The 19155-nt window shown below is 72.0% G+C and carries 14 protein-coding genes and 1 tRNA gene; 9 read left to right on the top strand and 6 right to left on the bottom strand.

Annotated elements, in window-relative coordinates; all coding sequences use genetic code 11:
- The first annotated feature begins 21 nt into the window (after nt 1–21).
- Nucleotides 22–2019 carry an ATP-binding protein gene (locus ACA514_RS41965; protein WP_375047043.1) on the top strand — a complete coding sequence of 666 codons (1998 nt, stop codon included), beginning with the start codon at nt 22–24 and terminating at the stop codon, nt 2017–2019.
- 75 nt (nt 2020–2094) lie between these two features.
- On the opposite strand, the gene ACA514_RS41960 is transcribed toward ACA514_RS41965, so the two are convergent.
- The 3 genes from ACA514_RS41960 to ACA514_RS41950 all read right to left on the bottom strand — a co-directional run bounded on the left by ACA514_RS41960 (nt 2095) and on the right by ACA514_RS41950 (nt 6723).
- The gene (locus ACA514_RS41960; protein WP_375047042.1) at nt 2095–3957 is read right to left on the bottom strand and encodes a hypothetical protein; all 1863 of its coding nucleotides are present in this window, start codon (nt 3955–3957) and stop codon (nt 2095–2097) included.
- A gap of 383 nt (nt 3958–4340) precedes the next feature.
- A complete protein-coding gene (locus ACA514_RS41955; RefSeq protein WP_375047040.1) occupies nt 4341–4928 on the bottom strand; it encodes a hypothetical protein in 588 nt (195 codons plus the stop codon).
- A gap of 37 nt (nt 4929–4965) precedes the next feature.
- Nucleotides 4966–6723, bottom strand: coding sequence for a hypothetical protein (locus ACA514_RS41950; RefSeq protein WP_375047038.1), 1758 nt, complete (start codon nt 6721–6723; stop codon nt 4966–4968).
- A 355-nt stretch (nt 6724–7078) separates the two neighbouring features.
- Here ACA514_RS41950 and ACA514_RS41945 point away from each other — a divergent pair, with 355 nt between their 5' ends.
- Nucleotides 7079–8605: a beta-N-acetylhexosaminidase gene (locus ACA514_RS41945; RefSeq protein WP_375047036.1), complete on the top strand. Its 1527-nt coding sequence runs from the start codon at nt 7079–7081 to the stop codon at nt 8603–8605.
- Between the two features lie 68 nt (nt 8606–8673).
- Entirely contained in the window at nt 8674–8961 is a 288-nt protein-coding gene (locus tag ACA514_RS41940; RefSeq protein WP_375047034.1) for a hypothetical protein, read from the top strand.
- 291 nt (nt 8962–9252) lie between these two features.
- On the opposite strand, the gene ACA514_RS41935 is transcribed toward ACA514_RS41940, so the two are convergent.
- Nucleotides 9253–9714 carry a MarR family winged helix-turn-helix transcriptional regulator gene (locus ACA514_RS41935; protein WP_375047032.1) on the bottom strand — a complete coding sequence of 154 codons (462 nt, stop codon included), beginning with the start codon at nt 9712–9714 and terminating at the stop codon, nt 9253–9255.
- Nucleotides 9715–9880: 166 nt separating this feature from the next.
- Between ACA514_RS41935 and ACA514_RS41930 the strand changes: the two genes are divergently transcribed.
- A complete protein-coding gene (locus ACA514_RS41930; protein ID WP_375047030.1) occupies nt 9881–10330 on the top strand; it encodes a nitroreductase family deazaflavin-dependent oxidoreductase in 450 nt (149 codons plus the stop codon).
- Nucleotides 10331–10367: 37 nt separating this feature from the next.
- Complete coding sequence (locus tag ACA514_RS41925) at nt 10368–10790, top strand: hypothetical protein (RefSeq protein WP_375047028.1); 423 nt, start codon at nt 10368–10370, stop codon at nt 10788–10790.
- Nucleotides 10791–10909: 119 nt separating this feature from the next.
- On the opposite strand, the gene ACA514_RS41920 is transcribed toward ACA514_RS41925, so the two are convergent.
- Nucleotides 10910–10995: transfer RNA gene (locus ACA514_RS41920), tRNA-Leu, on the bottom strand.
- 125 nt (nt 10996–11120) lie between these two features.
- On the opposite strand from ACA514_RS41920, the gene ACA514_RS41915 reads away from it, so the two are divergent.
- The 3 genes from ACA514_RS41915 to ACA514_RS41905 all read left to right on the top strand — a co-directional run bounded on the left by ACA514_RS41915 (nt 11121) and on the right by ACA514_RS41905 (nt 15664).
- On the top strand, nt 11121–12431 hold the full coding sequence (locus ACA514_RS41915) for a M20/M25/M40 family metallo-hydrolase (RefSeq protein ID WP_375047026.1): 1311 nt from the start codon (nt 11121–11123) through the stop codon (nt 12429–12431).
- A 100-nt stretch (nt 12432–12531) separates the two neighbouring features.
- Entirely contained in the window at nt 12532–13236 is a 705-nt protein-coding gene (locus tag ACA514_RS41910) for a hypothetical protein (protein ID WP_375047024.1), read from the top strand.
- A 133-nt stretch (nt 13237–13369) separates the two neighbouring features.
- Complete coding sequence (locus tag ACA514_RS41905) at nt 13370–15664, top strand: chaplin family protein (RefSeq protein WP_375047022.1); 2295 nt, start codon at nt 13370–13372, stop codon at nt 15662–15664.
- Nucleotides 15665–15999: 335 nt separating this feature from the next.
- Here the strand turns inward: ACA514_RS41905 and ACA514_RS41900 are convergent, their stop codons facing one another.
- Complete coding sequence (locus ACA514_RS41900) at nt 16000–16185, bottom strand: DUF5703 family protein (protein ID WP_375047020.1); 186 nt, start codon at nt 16183–16185, stop codon at nt 16000–16002.
- A 253-nt stretch (nt 16186–16438) separates the two neighbouring features.
- Between ACA514_RS41900 and topA the strand changes: the two genes are divergently transcribed.
- Entirely contained in the window at nt 16439–19135 is a 2697-nt protein-coding gene (gene topA, locus ACA514_RS41895) for a type I DNA topoisomerase (protein WP_375047018.1), read from the top strand.
- Nucleotides 19136–19155: the final 20 nt, after the last annotated feature.

Raw genomic sequence — 19155 nt, 5'->3', positions numbered from 1 at the left:
GCCGTGCGCCCTAGATTGACCGTGCGCCATAGCCTGCTCGTCCGGCTGGTCGCCAGCTCGGTGCTGATCGCGGTGTGCTCGATCGTGGCGACCGCGTGGCTGGCGGCGCGCGGCACGTCCGGCGAGATCCGGGAGCGGCAGGGCCGCACGCTCGCCCGCGACGCCCGCATCAACGACGCGCTGCTCGGCTACGCGGCCGGCCACCCGCGCTGGGACGGCGTCGGGGAGACCGTGCGCGTCCTCGCCCGGCAGAGCGGCCAGCGGGTCGCGCTCGCGACCGAGGGCGGCGTCCGGATCGCGGACTCGGCGGCCGGCCGGCCGCCGCTGCCGGCGCGCGCCTCGGCCGTCGTCGACCCGCTCGCCGTCGACGTCTCGCTGGTGCCCGGCGCGGCCACCGACCGGATCGACGCCCGCACGGCCGGGCCGTTCCGGCTGCCGGAGCCCGAACGGGTCCGGCTGCGCGGGGAGGTCGACGCGCAGGCGGCGTGCCTGCGCCGCGAGGGCCAGCGCGCCACGGTGGTCGTCGGGCCCGGCGGCCGCCCGTACCTCCGCCGCGAGGGCGTTCCGGCCACCCCGGCACCGGGCACGGGCCGCACGCGTCCGGCCGTCGGTGCGCCGTCCGGACATGCCCCTTCCACATTGCGAACGTCCGGTGGCGAAGCGGTACGGCTCGCCGGCGGCTCCGGGACGCGGCCGGTCGCGGTCGCGACGACGCTGAAGCCCGCTCCGTCGGCCGACCCGCAACGGCCGAGGACCACGCCCGGCAAGCCGACCGGCGCGCCCGGCGAGGCGCCGCAGGACCGGCCCACCGTGACGCGGCAGCGCACGCCGCTGCCCGCGCCGTCCAGGCCCGGCTCGCCGCCGTGCTCGCCGGACGCGCCCGGGCCGACCGCCACCGAGAAGCGCGCGCTCGACCGGCTCGCCGTCCTGGTCCGGCAGTGCCGCGGAAGCTGGGTCGACGTGTGGCTGGACGAGACCGGCACGCCGGCCGCTCCGGCGTCGGCCGCCGAGTGCCTGGCCACCGCGCGCCGCACCCAGCTGAAGCCGTACGTCGCGCCGGCCGCACTGCTCTACATCGGCTCGCCGGAGGACCGGACGCCGGCCATCGACCCGTACGGCATCGCGGGGGTCACCGCGGTGATCCTCGTCCTGGCGGCCGGGATCAGCGTGCTCGTCGCCACCCGGCTGGTGCGGCCGGTGCGGGCGGTGACCGCGGCGGCCCGGCGGATGCGGGCCGGCGACGGCTCGGCCCGGGTCACGGTGCGCGCCAAGGGCGAGGTCGGCGAGCTGGGCGCCGCGTTCAACGAGATGTCCGACCACCTGGACCGCGTGGAGCGGCAGCGCAAGGCGATGGTCAACGACGTGTCGCACGAGCTGCGCACGCCGCTGAGCAACATCCGCGGCTGGCTGGAGGCCGCGCAGGACGGCGTGGCCGAGCTGGATCCGGCGCTGACCGCTTCGCTGGTCGAGGAGGCCACGCTGCTGCAGCACATCGTCGACGACCTGCAGCAGCTCGCGCTCGCCGACGCGGGCAGGCTGCGGCTGCGCCCCGAGCCGGTCGACGCCGCCGACCTGGTCGAGCAGCTCGCGGCCGTCCACCGCGCGGCGGCCGAGGCCGCCGGGCTGGTGCTGACCGTCGAGGCGACCGGCCGCCTGTACCTGGACGCCGATCCGGTACGGCTGCGGCAGGCCGCCGGCAACCTGCTCGCCAACGCGGTCCGCTACACGCCGGCCGGCGGGCGGGTGAGCCTGCGCGCGTACGCCGACGGCGATGACGTGCTGATCGAGGTGGCCGACACCGGGCCGGGCATCGCGCCCGAGCATCTGCCGTACGTCTTCGACCGGTTCTGGCGGGCGGAGAAGTCGCGCAGCCGGCAGACCGGCGGCAGCGGGCTGGGCCTGGCCATCGTGCGGCAGCTCGCCGAGGCGCACGGCGGTTCCGCCGCGGTGCGCAGCGAGCCGGACCGCGGCGCGACGTTCGTCCTGCGGCTGCCCCGGACAACGACGGAGACCGCGTGACCACGGCGGAGAGGGGACACGGCATTGCGCCGTGCCCCCTCTCCTGGCGTTCGCCGCCGGGTCAGGTCGCGTCGGTCACTTCGACGGCTTCAGGGTGAAGTGCGCCGGAGCCTTGCGGACCTTCTTGGCCTTCGCGGGAGCCTTGGTGCCGAGCATCTTGGCGATCCGCGCGGCGGTGGCGGTGGCGGAGGCGTCCACCGGGGTGTTCACCACGTTCGCGCCCGAGCCCAGGCTGAGGATCAGCGGCAGGTCGACCGCTCCGGAATTGGACGGCAGGCCCATCGTCGCGTTGATGATGCCGTCCAGGAGCCCGAACGGGCCGCAGCCCTTCGCGGCGGGGATACCGAAGGTGCCGGCGGCGCGCCGCACCGTCGGGGTCCAGCCGGCCAGCGTCACCGGGTCGCCGTTCGCGTCGGCGGTCAGCGACTCCGGGGCCAGCGTCTGGGTGACCGGGCCGATCACGCAGTCCGTCCCGAGCAGCTGGTTGTTGAGGTGGATGTTCAGCTGCACGGTCGCGCTGACCGGGGACAGGGTCACCTTGACCGGGCCGGCGAGCGTCTGGCTCACCGTCAGCTTGTTGAAGTCGAGGGTGGCGAGCGGCGTCATGCCGAACGCCGCGCCGACCAGCGGCAGCTGCCCGATCAGGCCGCCCGGGACGTCCACCGGCGGCGACACGTACTGCTGGCCCATCACCGGCGGCTGGAGGATGGCGGTGCCGTCGGCGCCGACGGACTTGATGTAGCCGGTGAGCCGGATCCCGCCGGGCGGCAGCGGCAGGGTGACCGAGCCGACCTTCGCGGTGCCTCCCATGGTGACCTGGGCGAGGCAGATGGCGCCGGTGGGGCACTGGCCCTGGAAGGGCGCGGCGATCCGGGGCGAGCTGCCCGCAGCCACCGGCTGCGGCGGCAGGTTGCGCTGGCCGGACGGCGGCGCGGACGGGTCGATGCTGCCGATGGCGCCCTTGCCCTGCTCGGTGAACCAGAGCCTGCCGCCGGGCCCGGACACGATCCGCATCGGGGCGGACAGGGTGGACGGCAGCGGGTACTCGCTGACCTGGCCGGACGGGGTGATCCTGCCGATGTTGCTGCCCGCGGCCTCGGTGAACCACAGGTTGCCGTCCGAGCCCGTGACGATGCCGGCCGGCGCGGCGTCCGCGGTCGGGAGCCGGTACTCGGTGATGGCGCCGTCGGTGCCGACGCGGCCGATCATGCCGACGCCGGGCTCGGTGAACCAGAGCGCGCCGTCCGGGCCGGAGGTGATCCCGCCGAGCGCCGGGGAACCGTTGAGCGAGGAGGACGGGTAGAAGATCGAGACCTCGGCGGTGGCCGGGTCGATGCGGCCGATGGCGCCGCCGGCGGAGTCGGTGAACCACAGGGCCTTGTCGGGCCCGGCGGTGATCGCGTACGGCGAGAGCCCGTAGGCGTTCATGTCGTAGGTCGTGACGGCGCCGGACGGGGTGATGCGGCCGAGCGCGCCGTTCCCGTTCCCGGTGAACCACATGTTCCCGTCCGGGCCCGCCGTGATGTCGGTGATCTGGTTGCCGGCGAGGTCGGGCACCTCGGTGAAGGTGCTCTTCCCGGTCGCCTTGTCGATCTTGCCGATCCGGGGCACCGCCGTGGACGCGTCGGTGAACCACAGCGTCCCGTCGGGCGCGGTGGTGATCGCGTCCGGCACCCCGAGGACGCCCTGCGAGTTCTTGCCGACGGCGTATTCGGTGACCTTGCCGGACCCGTCCACCTTGCCGATGCCGGCGTTCATCTCGGTGAACCAGACGCTGCCGTCGGGGGCGGCCGCCAGCCCGAGCGGCGCCACGTCCCGGATCGGGACGGGGTACTCGGGCACCTCGGCGGCCGCCGCGGGGCGCGCCGCGCTGAGCGCCGCCGCGCCCAGTAATCCCGACAATGCGAGCGCGACGGCCCGTCGTCCACGATGGCGCATGCCATCGCCTCCCTAGCTGTCCGGTCCCCGAGGCGAAAAGAGCAGAAACCAATTGGAAACCCGGTGGTGTTTAGAGTCAATTGAAAGGCCGCATTTGGACAATCCGCATCACCGGCCCCTGGGGCGTCGGCCGTCAGATATGTGCCGCCCGTTCCGTGCGCCCACGGGGGTTACCGCAGGCGCACGGCCGCTCGCGAGCGCGGGCGGCCGTGCGGATTTCGCTGGGCGCTGTCAACGGACGGTCAAGGCGACGTCGGGGAAAAGGGAAACCGGTCGTCCTTCCGGACGAGGCCACCACGCGGCCCGCCGCGGAGAACGGGATCGGAGTGCCGGCGAAGGCCGCCCGCACGGGGAACGGGCGGCCGTTCGGCCGGCGGGCGCCGTCAGCTGATGGTCACGGGGGTGTTGGGGGTGAAGACGCCCGTCATCTTCCCGGGCGAGGTCACCGTGCAGCCGGTTCCGGCGAAGGGGACGCTCACGTTCGTGAACGTCGCCCGGCCGTTCGGCGGTGCGCTGGTCGGGTTCACGTATGCGGCGGTCACCGTGGTGGAGCCGCTCGGCGACGCCTTGATGCTGCAGCCCGCGATCGCCGACGTCGTGAACGTGGCGCCGTTCTGCGGGATCGTGAGCTTCACCTGGGTCGGGCTGGAGTTCGCGGCGATCTGCCAGGTGCCGCTGGGCGTGATGGTGTCACTGCCGCCGAGGGTGTCGGTGCAGCCGCTGATGACGGGCAGGCTGGTGTTGACCGGGCCGTTGCCGGAGGCCGGCGTGGTGAACCCGATCGACGCGCTGGTGCAGGTGACGGTCACGGCGGTGCCGTTGATCGTCCCGGAGAACTTCAGGCTGGTGCTGGTCACCGTCACCGCCGTGCTGCCAGGGGTGATGGTGGCCCAGGCCGCGACGGCACCGGCGCCGATGAGGGCCGCCGCGCCCGTCGCGACGACGGCGCTTCTCGTGAGCAGGGACTTCATGGGGTGGTTCCCCTTTCCGTGGGGTGAGTGGGTGGGGTCACCCGGCTCCGCCGCCGATGCTCAGTACGGCGGGGAGGTCGATGGAGCTCTGCCCGCTGGTCGAGGGCAGGCCGATGGTGGAGTTGATGAGGCCGTTGAGGATCCCGCCGAGGCCGCAGCCCTTGGCGGCGGGGACCGTGAAGGTGTTGTCCTTGATCCGCACGATCTGCGGCTGCCAGCCGAGCTGCGGGTCCTGCGGCGCGCCGCCCTGCTCGCTGACCGGGTTGAGCTTCTGGGTGACCGGGCCGATCGTGCAGCCGGAGCCGAGCAGGGTGTTGTTGAGGTGGATCGTCACGGTGGCGGTCGCCTCGAAGGTCGAGCCCGTGCTGCGGACCGTGATGGGCCCGCTCAGCGTCTGGCTGACGGTGAGCCGGTTGAACGGCAGCAGCGCGTCCGCGGTCATGCCGAGGACGGTGCCGATTCCGGGGAGGGTGCCGATCAGGCCGCCGGGGACCACGACCGGGACCGACTCGAACTGGGACCCGGAGAGCGGCGGCTGCAGGGTCGCCGTGCCGTCGGGGTTGAAGGTCTTGACGTAGCCGGTGACCCGGATCGCCCCGGCGGGCATGTCCAGGCCGAACGAGCCGATGCCCACGTGGCCGCCGGTGTTGACCTGCGTCTCGCAGATCGACCCGAGCGGGCAGCGGGCCTGGTAGGCGGCGGCGATCCGCGGGGTGGACCCGGCCGCGATCGGCGTGATCGCGGGGTTCGGCGAGCCGGACGGCGGGCTCTTCGGGTCGATGCTGCCGAGCGCGTTCCGCCCCGTCTGGGTGAACCAGAGCTTCCCGCTGGGCGCGGAGATGATCCGCATCGGCGCCGCGTACTTCGACGGCAGCGGATACTCGGTGACCTTGCCGGCCGGGGTGATCTTCGCGACGTTGCCGGCCGCCGCCTCGGTGAACCACAGGTTGCCGTCCGAGCCGGTGACGATGCCCTCGGGCGCCGCGTTCGCGGTGGGCGGGGCGTACTCGGTGATCGCGCCCGCCGTGGTGACGCGGCCGACCTTGCCGACCCCGGGCTCGGTGAACCAGAGCGCGCCGTCCGGACCGGCGGTGATGCCGCCGGTGGCCGGGAAGCCGTTGAGCGAGCTCGGCGGGTAGTAGGCCGAGATCGCGCCGCTGGACGGGTCGATGCGGCCGATGGCGCCGCCCGCGGTGTCGGTGAACCAGAGGGCCTTGTCGGAGCCGGTGGTGATCGCGTAGGGCGAGAGCCCGTACGCGTTGGTGTCGTACACCTTGATCGAACCGGACGAGGTGACCCGTCCGATCGCGCCGTTGCCGTTGCCGGTGAACCACATGTTCCCGTCCGGGCCGCGCGTGATGTCGGTGATCTGGTTGCCGGCGAACAGCGGGTCCGTCACCTCGTAGACCGTGGCCTTGCCGGTCACCACGTTGACCTTGCCGACGCGGGGCACGACCGTCGAGGCGTCGGTGAACCACGGCGTGCCGTCGGAGGCGCTGGCCATGCCCTCCAGCACGCCCGTGCTGCCCTGGGAGTTCGCCCCGACCTTGTACTCGGTCACGATCCCCGCGGTGTCGCGTCCGAGCACCGAACCGGCGTGCGCGGTGTACCAGATGCTGCCCAGCGTGCCCACGGTGAGGCCGAGGGGGGCCGAGTCCGGGATGAGCGCGGGTTCCTCGCCGACCGCCGTCGCGCCGGCCGGTGCGGCGCTGATGCCGGTGACGAGAAGCGCCGCCGCGGCGAGCGCCGCCGCCGTCCTGCCCCGATGGCGTAATCCACGATGGCGCAAAGCCATCGCCTCCTTGGTTCGCGTCCCCCGAGCCGGTTTGAGTTCCCTCCGGATAGAAAACCAGAAGGTGTTTCATGGCAACGGCGTGGCCAAATGCGGACGCCTCGCACCCCATGCTCGCCGTCTCACCGGCCACCGATCTGCCGCCGAGCGGTTAATCCCCACAGACCGGCAACGCGCAAGGGCCATAAAAGTCCTGGTGACAGCCATATCCGGAGCCCCGCCCGCAGAGGCGGCCGAGGTATGCGGGATAAGCCCCTCCTCCACGGCGCCCGCCGTTAACGGAACGGGTTGCGGACGCCCCGCCCCCCTTTTACGGCCGCACCACCACCCGAGCACACCGGTCACACAAACTGGGTGCATGACGGCTGAGTTGAACTTGATACCAGCCCCGGACCGGGTCGAACGGACCGGAGGGTCCGGTGCTTTCAGCGGGGAGGTGCGTACCAATGTTGATCCGACGCTGGGGCCGGAGGCGTACCGGCTCACCGTGTCGGCCGATGGGGCCGAGATCGTGGGCGGTGATGAGGCGGGCGCCTTCTGGGGGCGTCAGACCTTGCGGCAGATGCTGGGCCCGGAGGCCTTTCGCCGCGCCCCCAGCGCGCGGGGACCGGTCACGGTGCCGTACGTGACCGTCGAGGACCGGCCGCGTTTCGCTTGGCGGGGCTTCATGCTCGACGTCGCGCGGCACTTCCTGCCCAAAGACGATGTGCTGCGCTATGTCGACCTGCTGGCCGCCCACAAACTGAACGTGCTGCACCTGCATCTCACCGACGACCAGGGGTGGCGGGTCGAGATCCGGCGCCACCCCCGGCTGACCGAGATCGGCGCCTGGCGGCGGCGTACTCGCCTGGGCTGGGGGGAGCCGGCGCTGTGGGACGAGCGGCCGCACGGCGGCTTCTATACCCAGGACGATCTGCGCGAGATCGTCGCGTACGCGGCGGAGCGGCACGTCACCGTCGTGCCCGAGATCGACCTTCCAGGCCATTCCCAGGCCGCCATCGCCGCTTACCCCGAACTGGGGAACAGCGACGCCGTCGACACCGCCGCGCTCGAGGTGTGGACCGACTGGGGCTTCAACCGCAACGTGCTGGCCCCTACCGACGCCGTGATCCGCTTCTATGAGGACGTCCTGGAGGAAGTGCTGGCGATCTTTCCCGGCCGGTTCGTCCACATCGGCGGGGACGAATGCTTCAAGGACCAGTGGCGCCAGTCGCCCGCGGCCCAGGCCCGCATCCGGGAACTCGGGCTCGAGAACGAACACGATCTCCAATCGTGGATGATCCGCCACTTCGCCCGCCGGCTCGCCGCGCGGGGCCGGCGCCTCATCGGCTGGGACGAGATCCTGGAGGGCGGCCTGGCGGATGGCGCCGCCGTCATGTGCTGGCGGTGGTACTCGGGAGGGATCGCCGCCGCGCAGGCCGGCCACAGTGTGGTGATGTGCCCGCAACAAGAGGTCTACCTTGACCACGCCCAGGCCCACGGCCCTGAAGAGCCCGTGCCGTTCGGATGGGTCCACACGCTCGAGGATGTCTACCGGTTCGAACCCGTACCGCCCCGGCTGGCCGGTACGCCCCACGCCGACAACATCATCGGTGCACAGGCCAATCTGTGGACCGAGGTCGCCGAGAACCGCGGTCGGGTGGACTACCAGGCGTTCCCCCGCCTCGTCGCGTTCGCCGAAGTGGCCTGGTCGCGGTTACCGGGCCCGGACGAGCGCGATTTCGAGGACTTCGAGCGCCGAATGAACAGGGCGCACTATGCCCGCTTGGACGCGCTGGGCGTCGGGTACCGTCCGCCCGGCGGCCCGCACCCCTGGCAGCAGCGCCCCGGCATCCCGGGACGGATGCACAACAAACCTCGCAAGACCTGGCGGATGGCGAACTGACTCCTCAGCGTCAGCTGTGCTGATGCTGCTCGGGCAGGTGGCTTTCCGGGTGCACCCACAATAGGACGTTGTCCGGCCGCCCGCCTTTCGTCACCTCCCACTCCCGGCGGAAGAACGCGCTCCGATTCGGCGTCGTCCAGGAAGGTGCACTCGGTGATGACGACCGGATAATCGAAGAGCCATGGATTTCGCTCGAACACGTTCACATACGTGTCGCCGAGAAACGCGAACAGCGGCCGGTCGACCGTACCGTCGACCTCGACGCCGTCCTTGCGGTGCCGGGCCATGACCTGGCCGAATTCCCCGCCCCGCCCCTCTTTCAGCAGGAACCGCCGCAGCTCTTCGAACTCCGGTAGGAGCGCCTTGCGCCGCTCCGAGAACGTATATCCCACACAGGGCACCTTGTGTTCGCACTCCACGACCCGCACGTGATGTCCGCGCCGGACGCCTTGGACGCCGGGAATCCGCCATGTCTTCCACTGCCGGAAGGGGTGCCCCTGCTCAAGCAACTCAGGGTGTTCAGGCCGTTGCTCCGGGAGCCGCATCATCAAGGGCGCCTTTCCATGAGCGGTCGTGGACGGCGCTTACCCGTCGCGATCGAACGTCCGCAATGGTAATGGCCGACTTGACCCTGAGCGCACTGCTTTTCAGGCGGATTCCGCGTCCGTGTTCGCGGGCGGGCCGGCCAGGACGCGGGCCAGCAGGTCGCGGAGGTGCCGCTGGTCGGGTCCGGGCAGTTCGAAGAAGGTCCGGGCCAGCGCGTAGGTGCTGGAGCGCAACTGCCCGCGCTTGTGCTCGCCGGCCTCGGTGAGCACCACGTGCTTGACGCGGCGGTCGCCCGGGGTGGGCCGGCGGGTCACCAGGCCGCGGCGTTCCAGGCCGTCGACGATGCCGGTGACGTTGGACGGCTCGCATGACAGCCAGTCGGCCAACTGGCGCATCGGGGCGGGGCCGGACAGGTTGGTCAGGACGAGTGCCTGGGCGGGGGGAAGGCCGAGTTCCGCCGCGGCCGCGTTGAACTGGGCGCGCAGCCGTCCGGTGACCTCGAAGACCAGGCCGCTCAGCTCGGCCACGACCGCATCCGCATCGGTACCGGCATCGGGGCTCATGCGGCCAGCATAGCCGCTGGTTAAGCCACTGAACTGTTCAGCTCATGAAGTAGATGCTATCGTCCCGGAGGAGAAACTTAAGAACCTGAACTATGAAGCAACTGAAGGGAACTCTGGCGATGACGCACGAGAGTACGGCCGCGCGCGCCGGCACGGGGAGCGGTCGATGACGGAGCCCGAGAACGAGGTCCTCGACAGCCCCACCCCCTGGGTCGCCGACCACATCCGCGCCTACGTCGAAACCGGCGGTGCCCAGGGCCACCTCTACCAGGGCTGGCCGACGCTGCTGCTCACCACGCGAGGCCGCAGGTCCGGCAGGCTTCGCCGCACCGCGCTCATCTACGGCCGCGACCAGGACCGCTACCTGCTGGTCGCCTCGAACGGCGGCGCGGACCGCCACCCGGACTGGTATCTCAACCTCACCGACACCCCGGCCGTGTCGCTGCAGGTCGGACCGGACCGCTTCACCGCCACCGCCCACACCGCCACCGCCGAGGAGAAGCCCCGGCTGTGGCAGATCGTGACCGGGGTGTTCCCTCAATACGCCAAGTACCAGGAGGAAACAGCCCGCGAACTGCCCCTGGTGATCCTCACCCCGCAAGCTCCGTCCGCGTAGATCCCGCACCGACCCAGTGGAAACGGATGGACGAACCATGAACACGCGCCCTGCCCTGAACGACACCGAAGGTGCCGTGAGCCCGCAGACGGTGGCGGCCGACTTCGCCACGATGTTGCAGCGGGCCGGCGAGACCCGCGACGCCGACCTCTACGACTCCGCCTTCGCGGCGGACGTGCTGTGGGGCAGCCCCTTCGGAGCGACCGTGGCCGGTTACCCCGAACTGAACGCCATCCACCGGCGCCTCATGGCGGGAAATGCCGCCCCGCCGTCACGGTTCGAAGTGGTCACCGCGATCACCCCCGCACCCGGCGTGGTGGTGACGCAGATCCGCCGGCGAGCCGCCGACGCCGGCGGATTCTCCGAGATGGCGCTGTACGTCCTGGTCGAACGGGCCGGACGATGGTGGCTCGCGGCGGCACAGAACACCCCCATCGGCGAACCACCGCCGCAGAGCTGAAAGCAAGATGTGCCCCATGGTCTCGGGCGGCTACCGGCCGTACGTTCCCGACCAGGCCGCCGGGGCCCGGGAAAGCAAAAAGTGGGGCAGACGGTTGTCTGTCCCACTTTGTCGCGGTGTGTCCGAGGGGGGACTTGAACCCCCATGCCCCGTGAAGGGCACTAGCACCTCAAGCTAGCGCGTCTGCCTATTCCGCCACCCGGACCGGTGTCGCAGGCCGCAGCGCGGCTGCGGCGGGCTTCACCATACCAAAGGAGCCGAGTCGCGGCGAAGTCGATCGAGCGGGCACGATGGTGGGGTACGAGGACGGCTAACGCGAAGGTGATCACTGTGCCCCATCAGCCGACCGCTGAGGACGAGGTCGTCGGGCTCTGCCAGGAGCTGATCCGGATCGACACCAGCAATCCGGGGGATCATTCCGGCCCCGGGGAACGGGTCGCGGCGGAGTACGTCGCGGAGAAGCTCGCGGAGGTGGGGCTGGAGGCGACGATCCTCGAGTCGCGCCCCGGCCGGGCCAGCGTGGTGGCGCGGATCGAGGGGGAGGACCCCGGCCGGGACGCGCTGCTGCTCCACGGGCATCTGGACGTGGTGCCGGCCCGCAAGGAGGACTGGACGCGGGACCCGTTCGGCGGGGAGATCGCGGACGGGTGCGTCTGGGGCCGCGGGGCCGTGGACATGAAGGACATGGACGCGATGATCCTCGCGGTGGCGCGGCAGCGGCTGCGGGAGGGCCGCCGGCCGCCGCGGGACGTGGTGCTCGCCTTCCTGGCGGATGAGGAGGCCGGGGGCAAGTGGGGCGCGCAGTGGCTCGTCGACGAGCACCCCGGGTTGTTCGAGGGGTGCACGGAGGCCGTGGGGGAGGTCGGCGGGTTCAGCCTGACCGTGCCGGGCGACAAGCGGATGTACCTCATCGAGACGGCGGAGAAGGGCATCGCCTGGATGAACCTGACCGCCAAGGGGACCGCCGGGCACGGGTCGATGGTGCATCCGGACAACGCGGTGACGGCGCTGGCGGCGGCCGTGGCGCGGCTGGGGGAGCACGAGTTCCCGGTGCGGCTGACGAAGACGGTGCGGGCGTTCCTGGAGCGGGCGTGCCTGGCGTACGGGGTGGAGTTCGATCCGGAGCGTCCGGAGGAGGCCCTGGAGAAGATCGGGCCGCTGGCGCGGATGATCGGGGCGACGCTGCGGCACACGCTGAATCCGACGCGGCTGGACGCGGGGTACAAGACCAATGTGATCCCGCAGAGTGCGACGGCTCAGGTGGACGGGCGTTTCCTGCCCGGATATGAGGCCGATTTCTTCGCGACGGTGGACGAACTTCTCGGGCCGGACGTCGAGCGGGATTTCGTGCATCACGACCACGCGGTGGAGACCGAGTACGAGGGCGCGCTGGTCGCGGCGATGGAGGCGGCGCTGACCTCGGAGGATCCGGGCGCGCTGCCGGTGCCGTACTGCCTGAGCGGCGGGACGGACGCCAAGTCGTTCGCGCGGCTGGGAATGCGGTGCTTCGGTTTCGCGCCGCTGAAATTGCCCCCAGAGTTGGACTTTTCCGGAATGTTCCACGGCATCGACGAGCGCGTTCCGGTGGACGGTCTGCGCTTCGGCGTGCGGGTTCTCGACCAATTCCTCGACCGGTCTTGAATTTCCCGTTGCCAATGCGATGAGTGGTGCTATCGTCACCGTTCGTAGGGACCCGCCCGTCCCGTGAGGGATGGGCGGTAGTCGCAACGGAGGTCTGACGGTGGCATGTGACACGGCGCGGGCACGGACGGTCTCCGTCCGGCTGCGCCGCGTCGCCACCGGGCGGATCGTCCGGCGGCTGCTCGTCCTCGCCGGCCTGCTGGTCGCGGGCTGGATCCTCGGCGGCATGGCGCAGCAGGCCAGTGCCGCCGAGCTGCCCGCGCCACCGGAGGCCGTCGCGGACGCCCCGGTGCTGGGAAAGGTGCTGCCGGCCCCGCACGCCCCGATCCGGTCGGTGGTCGGGGCCGTCGGGCACCAGGCGCCGCCCGTGCGGGCGGTGACGCCCGTCCGGCCCGTCCCGCCGGCGACGTCGGCGAAGCCGGCCGGAGCGGCGAAGGCCGCACCGCCGGCGGAACGGCCCGCGGCGCCGCGGAAGGCGCACGGCGCACCGCGGCACGTGCACGGCAGCGCGGTTCCGGAGCGCCGTTCGCACACCCGGGCGCACGCGGTCTCCCGGCCGCGTCCGGCGTCCCATGCCCGGCATCACCGTGCCATCGAGCGGCACCCCGCGCCTTTCCGGGCGCCGGGCGAGTCCGGCACGCATTCGGCGACCTGCGGCGGTGTTCCGATCGGTGCCGCCGCCGGCCTGCCGACCGTTTTCCCCTGGACTCCGGTTCCGCCGCGGGTCCGCGTTCCGCGCGTCTTCGGCGTGGTTCCCCCGGCCGTCCGCACCGCTGCGGACGAGCCCTCCTTCGCGCCTGACTAATCCCTGATCACAGGCTTGCGGCCGGATGCCCGTGCGGCTCGGGCCGGCCCGCGGCCTGCCGTCAGGCGTGTCCTTTCCACGAGACCTCCAAGGCGTCTCGGCATTCCATTCACCATCCCCCGAACGGAGCATCATGCGAACGTGGGCAAAAAGCACCGCACGCACGGCGGTACTCACCGCGAGTTTCGTCGCTCTCGGTGTCAGCGCCATTCCGGCCAACGCCTTCGCCGACGTCACGAACGGCGACGGCAGCGTGCTCGGCGGCAACCAGGTCGACCTGCCGGTCTCCGCGCCGGTCGACGTCAGCGGCAACGGCGCGGGCATCGTCGGCCAGGGGCACGGCGCGTCCCGCGGCGGCGCGTCCGTCGTCAACGGCGGCGGAGGCGGCCAGCACACCTCCGGCACCGGCAGCGTCGGCGGCGGCAACCAGGTCAACGCGCCGGTCTCGCTGCCGGTGAACGCCTGCGGCAACGCCGTCGCGCTGATCGGCAAGGCCGACGCGGGCTGCCCCGGCGGCTCCTCGGTGCACAACGGCGGCGGCGCGGGCGGCCAGCAGACCTCCGGCGAGCACAGCGTGCTCGGCGGCAACCAGGTGAACGCGCCGATCTCCGCCCCCGTGGACGTCTGCGGCAACGCCGTCGCGATCATCGGCAAGGCGGAGGCGGGCTGCGAGGGCGGCGCGACCGTGCACAACGGCGGCGGCGCGGGCCGCGGCGGCAGCGGGCAGAGCACCGACGGCTCGCTCGGGATCATCGCCGGCAACCAGGTGAACGCGCCGATCAGCGCGCCGGTGAACGTCTGCGGCAACGCGGTCGCGATCGTCGGGGAGGCGGCGGCCGGCTGCGAGGGCGGCGCGATCGTCAAGAACGGCGGGGACACCGGCGCCGGCCAGCGGACGTCCGGGCTGAACGGCGTGCTCGGCGGCAACCAGGCGAACGCCCCGGTCAGCGCGCCGGTGGACGTGTGCGGCAACGCGATCGGCAACGCCCTCGCCGAATGCGAGGGCGGCGCGTCGGTCCGCAACGGCGGGCACGGCTCCGGCGGGCAGACCACCGACGGCACGTTCAGCGTGATCGGCGGGAACCAGGCGAACGCGCCGATCAGCGTCCCGGCGACCGTCTGCGGGAACGCCGCGGCGCTGGTCGGCGAGGCGGGCGCGTACTGCGAGGGCGGCGCGCACGTGCGCAGCAGCTCCGGCGGCGACCAGCACACCTCCGGCACCGGCAGCGTCATCGGCGGCAACCAGGGCAACGCGCCGATCACCGCGCCCGTGGACGTCTGCGGCAACGCCGCCGCGGTCGTCGGCGAGGCGGCCGCGCACTGCAACGGCCAGACGCTGGTCGAGGGCCCGCAGGGGCCCGGCGGGCACACCTCCGGGAACGGCAGCGTCGGCGGCGGCAACCAGGCGCACGCGCCGGCGAAGGCCCCCGTGGACGTGTGCGGGAACGTCGGCGCCGTGGTCGGCCGCTCCCTCGCGCACTGCCAGGACGGCCCCGGCTTCGGCGGCTACCACCCCTACGCCCGCTCGGCCGGCGAGCCGGTGCCGGTGCGGCCGGCCCTGCCGGTCGACCCCGGTTCGGCGCTGCCCGCCGTCCCGCGGCTGCCCGGTGCGAACGACCGCGCCGCCGGAAAGCCCGGGACGAAGGGGACGGCCGGCCTGCCCGTGACCGGCCTGCCGAGCGTGCCGGGCGCCCTGTCCAACGCGACCTCGACCGTGAACGGGATCCCGGCGACCAGGAGCGTGCCGGTGTCGGACGCCCTGTCCGCGACCAACCTGCTCCCGCGCACTGGCGGGCAGCGGACCGCCGAGCAGCGCACCGCCGGGCAGCGCACCGGCGCCCCGTCCCTGGGCCCGGTCCCCGGCTCGCAGCTGCCCGCCGCCGGGGCCCTGCCCGTCCGCGGCGACCTGCCCACCGTGAACACCCTGCTCGGCGGCGGCATGACGCCCACGATCACGCCCAGGGTCAACGGCCTGCCGAAGGCGCCCGCCGCGGGCGCCAAGCGGACCGTCCACACCGGCCAGAACGGCATGACCATCGCCACCCTGCCGGTCGACCCGAGCGCGCTGTCGACCAAGGCGCTGCCCGCGGTGCCGGTCGTCCCGGTGGCCTCGAACGCCCGCACGTCCGGCGCGTCCGGCACCGCGCTCCCCGTCCCCGGCCTGCCGGGGACGAAGGGCGTCAAGGCCCCCGCGACCGGCGGCGTGAAGCTGCCGGCGGGCGCCGCGCTGCCCACCGGGGCCGTCAAGGCGCCGAAGACCGGTGGCGCGGTGACGAACCTCGGCCCGGTCCGGACCGTCGCCGGCAACGAGCCGCTGACGTCCGGTACCGAGGACGGCTCGCTGTGGGTGCTCGGCGCGGCGATGCTGGCCGCGGCGTTCTCCGGCACCCTCGCGCTCAGCCGCCGCCTGCGTCCCGGCCGCCGCTGACCGATCCGGCCGCCGGTCCGGCGGGGCCTGCCGGGCGGTGACGGCGCCCGTCCGGCAGGCCCGTCCATGAACGCTTTGCCCGTCCCGGAGGCGCGGTCCGGGGCGGGCGAAGCCCTGTCCGCGCACCGCTCGTGGCGGCGCTTTCCCTTGCGGTCGGGCCGAGGCATCCCGGCCGGCGAATATGATTACGGGACGTCATGCGTTTCGTACGTAGTGCTACGCTCCGTCCGGGACTCGGGTGAGCCGCCCTGAACGGGCGCCGATCGCCCGGGTGCGGCGGGAAACGGAGCGAACCTCCGCGGCCGGCCGGAACGCCGGAACCGCCGACGCGGATCTCAGAACGTGCGGACCGCGCGGATGACCTTGCGCCGCAGTTGAATACGGCGGCGGCCGTCCGGGTAGAGGCGCAACCGATCGATCTCCCAGCCGCCGCGCTCGGCGTGCTCGGTCAGGATCTGCCGGGCGGTGTCACGCGTGGTGCCGGCCGGCAGGGACAGGACGAGGTAGGTGTACTGCACCATTGCGACCATTATTACTTGGTGGACCGGGTGTTGTGCATCGTACGGTGGCGGCCCGGTCCGCACCGGGGGTGGCGGCATGTCATCCTGTCCGGAGGCGAGCGGCGGATGAGAGTTGCGCCCGCCACGGGCGGAGCGACGACCGAAGGGGCGGCATGGGGGCATCCGGGTATGAACCCGCCGTCATGCGACGTTGTAGGAAGCCTGTGTAAGAAGAGTGTGAGCTAGAAGACCAGACAGCGAGGTTGGAGCGACTGTGCCAGCCAAGAACGGCACTGCGAAGAGTGGCCAGGCGAACGGCGCCGGGACACGCCTGGTGATCGTCGAGTCGCCCGCGAAGGCGAAGACGATCGCGGGTTACCTGGGCCGTGGCTACATCGTGGAGTCCAGTATCGGCCATATCCGGGACCTGCCCGGGAGCGCCTCGGAGGTGCCGGCCAAGTACAAGGGCGAGCCGTGGGCGAAGCTCGGCGTGAACGTCGAGCACGACTTCGAACCGCTCTACGTGGTCAACACCGACAAGCGGCAGCAAGTCGCCAAGCTGAAGAAGCTGCTGGCCGAGGCCGACGAGCTCTTCCTCGCCACGGACGAGGACCGGGAGGGCGAGGCGATCGCCTGGCACCTCCGGGAGGTGCTGAACCCGAAGGTCCCGGTGCACCGGATGGTCTTCAACGAGATCACCAAGGACGCGATCCAGCGCGCCGCCGCGAACCCGCGCCAGCTGAACATGCCGCTGGTGAACGCGCAGGAGACGCGCCGCGTCCTGGACCGGCTCTACGGGTACGAGGTCAGCCCCGTCCTGTGGAAGAAGGTCATGCCGAAGCTGTCGGCGGGCCGGGTGCAGTCGGTGGCGACGCGGCTGGTGGTGGAGCGGGAGCGCGAGCGGATCGCGTTCGTCCCGGCGCACTACTGGGACATCCTGGCCGAGTTCGACACCGGTAAGGAGGAGGAGCCCAAGGCGTTCAAGGCCGGCCTCCTCTCGGTGGACGGCAAGCGGGTCGCGCAGGGCCGCGACTTCGCCTCCGACGGCACGCTGAAGACGAAGGACGCGCTGCACCTGGACGAGCCGTCGGCGCGCGCGCTGGCCGAGCGGCTGCGCGGCCGGCCGTTCGAGGTCAAGTCGGTCGAGTCCAAGCCGTACACGCGCAAGCCGTACCCGCCGTTCCGGACGACGACGTTGCAGCAGGAGGCCAGCCGCAAGCTCGGCTACTCCGCGAAGTACACGATGTCGGTGGCGCAGAAGCTGTACGAGAACGGCTTCATCACCTACATGCGAACCGACTCGATCACGCTGTCGGAGACGGCGATCACGGCGGCGCGGCGGCAGGCGGCGAGCCTGTTCGGCGGCGAGTACGTGCCGGACAAGCCGCGCGTCTACCAGTCGAAGGTGAAGAACGCGCAGGAGGCGCACGAGGCGATCCGCCCGGCGGGCGACAGCTTCCGCACCCCCGCCGAGACGGGCCTGTCCGGCGACCAGTTCCGGCTGTACGAGCTGATCTGGAAGCGGACGATCGCGTCGCAGATGAAGGACGCGGCGGGCCGTTCGGTGTCGATCCGGGTGACCGGGGTCTCCACGCAGAACGAGACCGCGGAGTTCAACGCCACCGGTAAGACGATCACCTTCTACGGGTTCCTGAAGGCCTACGTCGAGAGCGCGGACGACCCGTCCACCGACCGCGACGACCAGGAGCGGCGGCTGCCGAACCTGGAGCAGGGCGACCCGCTGTCGGCGAACGCGGTGGACGCCGAGGGCCACTCGACCCGCCCGCCGGCCCGCTACACCGAGGCGAGCCTGGTCAAGGAGCTGGAGGAGCGGGAGATCGGCCGCCCGTCCACCTACGCCTCGATCATCGGGACGATCCTGGCGCGCGAGTACGTGTTCAAGAAGGGCACGGCGCTCGTCCCGTCGTTCCTGGCGTTCGCGGTGGTCAACCTGCTGGAGCAGCACTTCGGCAACCTGGTCGACTACGACTTCACCGCGCACATGGAGGACGGCCTCGACGAGATCGCGCGCGGCGAGGCGGAGCGGGTCCGCTGGCTGAGCCGGTTCTACTTCGGCGACAACGGCGACGAGGGGCTGAAGGACCTCACCGAGGACATCAGCGACATCGACGCCCGGGAGATCAGCTCGTTCCCGGTGAAGGGCACCGACATCGTCGTCCGGGTCGGGCGGTACGGGTCGTACCTGGACCGGGACGGCGAGAAGGTCAACATCCCCGACGACATCTCGCCGGACGAGCTGACGGCCGAGAAGGCCGAGGAGCTGTTCGCGCAGCCGTCGGGCGACCGCGAGCTGGGCGTCGACCCGGAGACCGGGCACATGATCGTGGCGAAGCTCGGGCGGTTCGGCCCGTACGTCACCGAGGTCCTGCCGGAGGCGGCGCCGCCGGCCGAGGGCGAGAAGAAGAAGCGGACGAAGAAGGCGGACGCGGGCAAGCCGCGTACCGGGTCGCTGTTCAAGTCGATGACGCTGGACACGATCACGCTGGACGACGCGCTGAAGCTGCTGTCGCTGCCGCGGACGCTGGGCGAGCTGGACGGCGAACCGGTGACGGCGCAGAACGGGCGGTTCGGCCCGTACATCAAGAAGGGCACCGACAGCCGCTCGCTCGGGTCGGAGGAGGAGCTCTTCACCGTCACGCTGGAGCAGGCGAAGGAGCTGCTGGCGCAGCCGAAGCAGCGCGGCCGGCGGGCCGCCGCGGCGGCGCCGCTGCGCGAGCTCGGCAAGGACCCGGCGAGCGAGAAGCCGGTGGTGGTGAAGGAGGGCCGGTTCGGCCCGTACGTCACCGACGGCGAGACGAACGCCAGCCTCCGCAAGGGCGACGAGGTCGAGTCCATCACGATCCAGCGCGCCGCGGAGCTGCTCGCGGAACGGCGTGAGAAGGTGGCCGCGGGCGGCGGGAAGAAGAAGACGGCGCCGCGCCGCCGCACCTCTGCAAAGTCCGGCTCATAACGACATTCGCGCCGATACCC

Source organism: Actinomadura sp. NTSP31 (assembly GCF_041951385.1).
Classification (GTDB): domain Bacteria; phylum Actinomycetota; class Actinomycetes; order Streptosporangiales; family Streptosporangiaceae; genus Spirillospora; species Spirillospora napierensis.
This window is presented reverse-complemented; position numbering and strand designations above follow the sequence as displayed.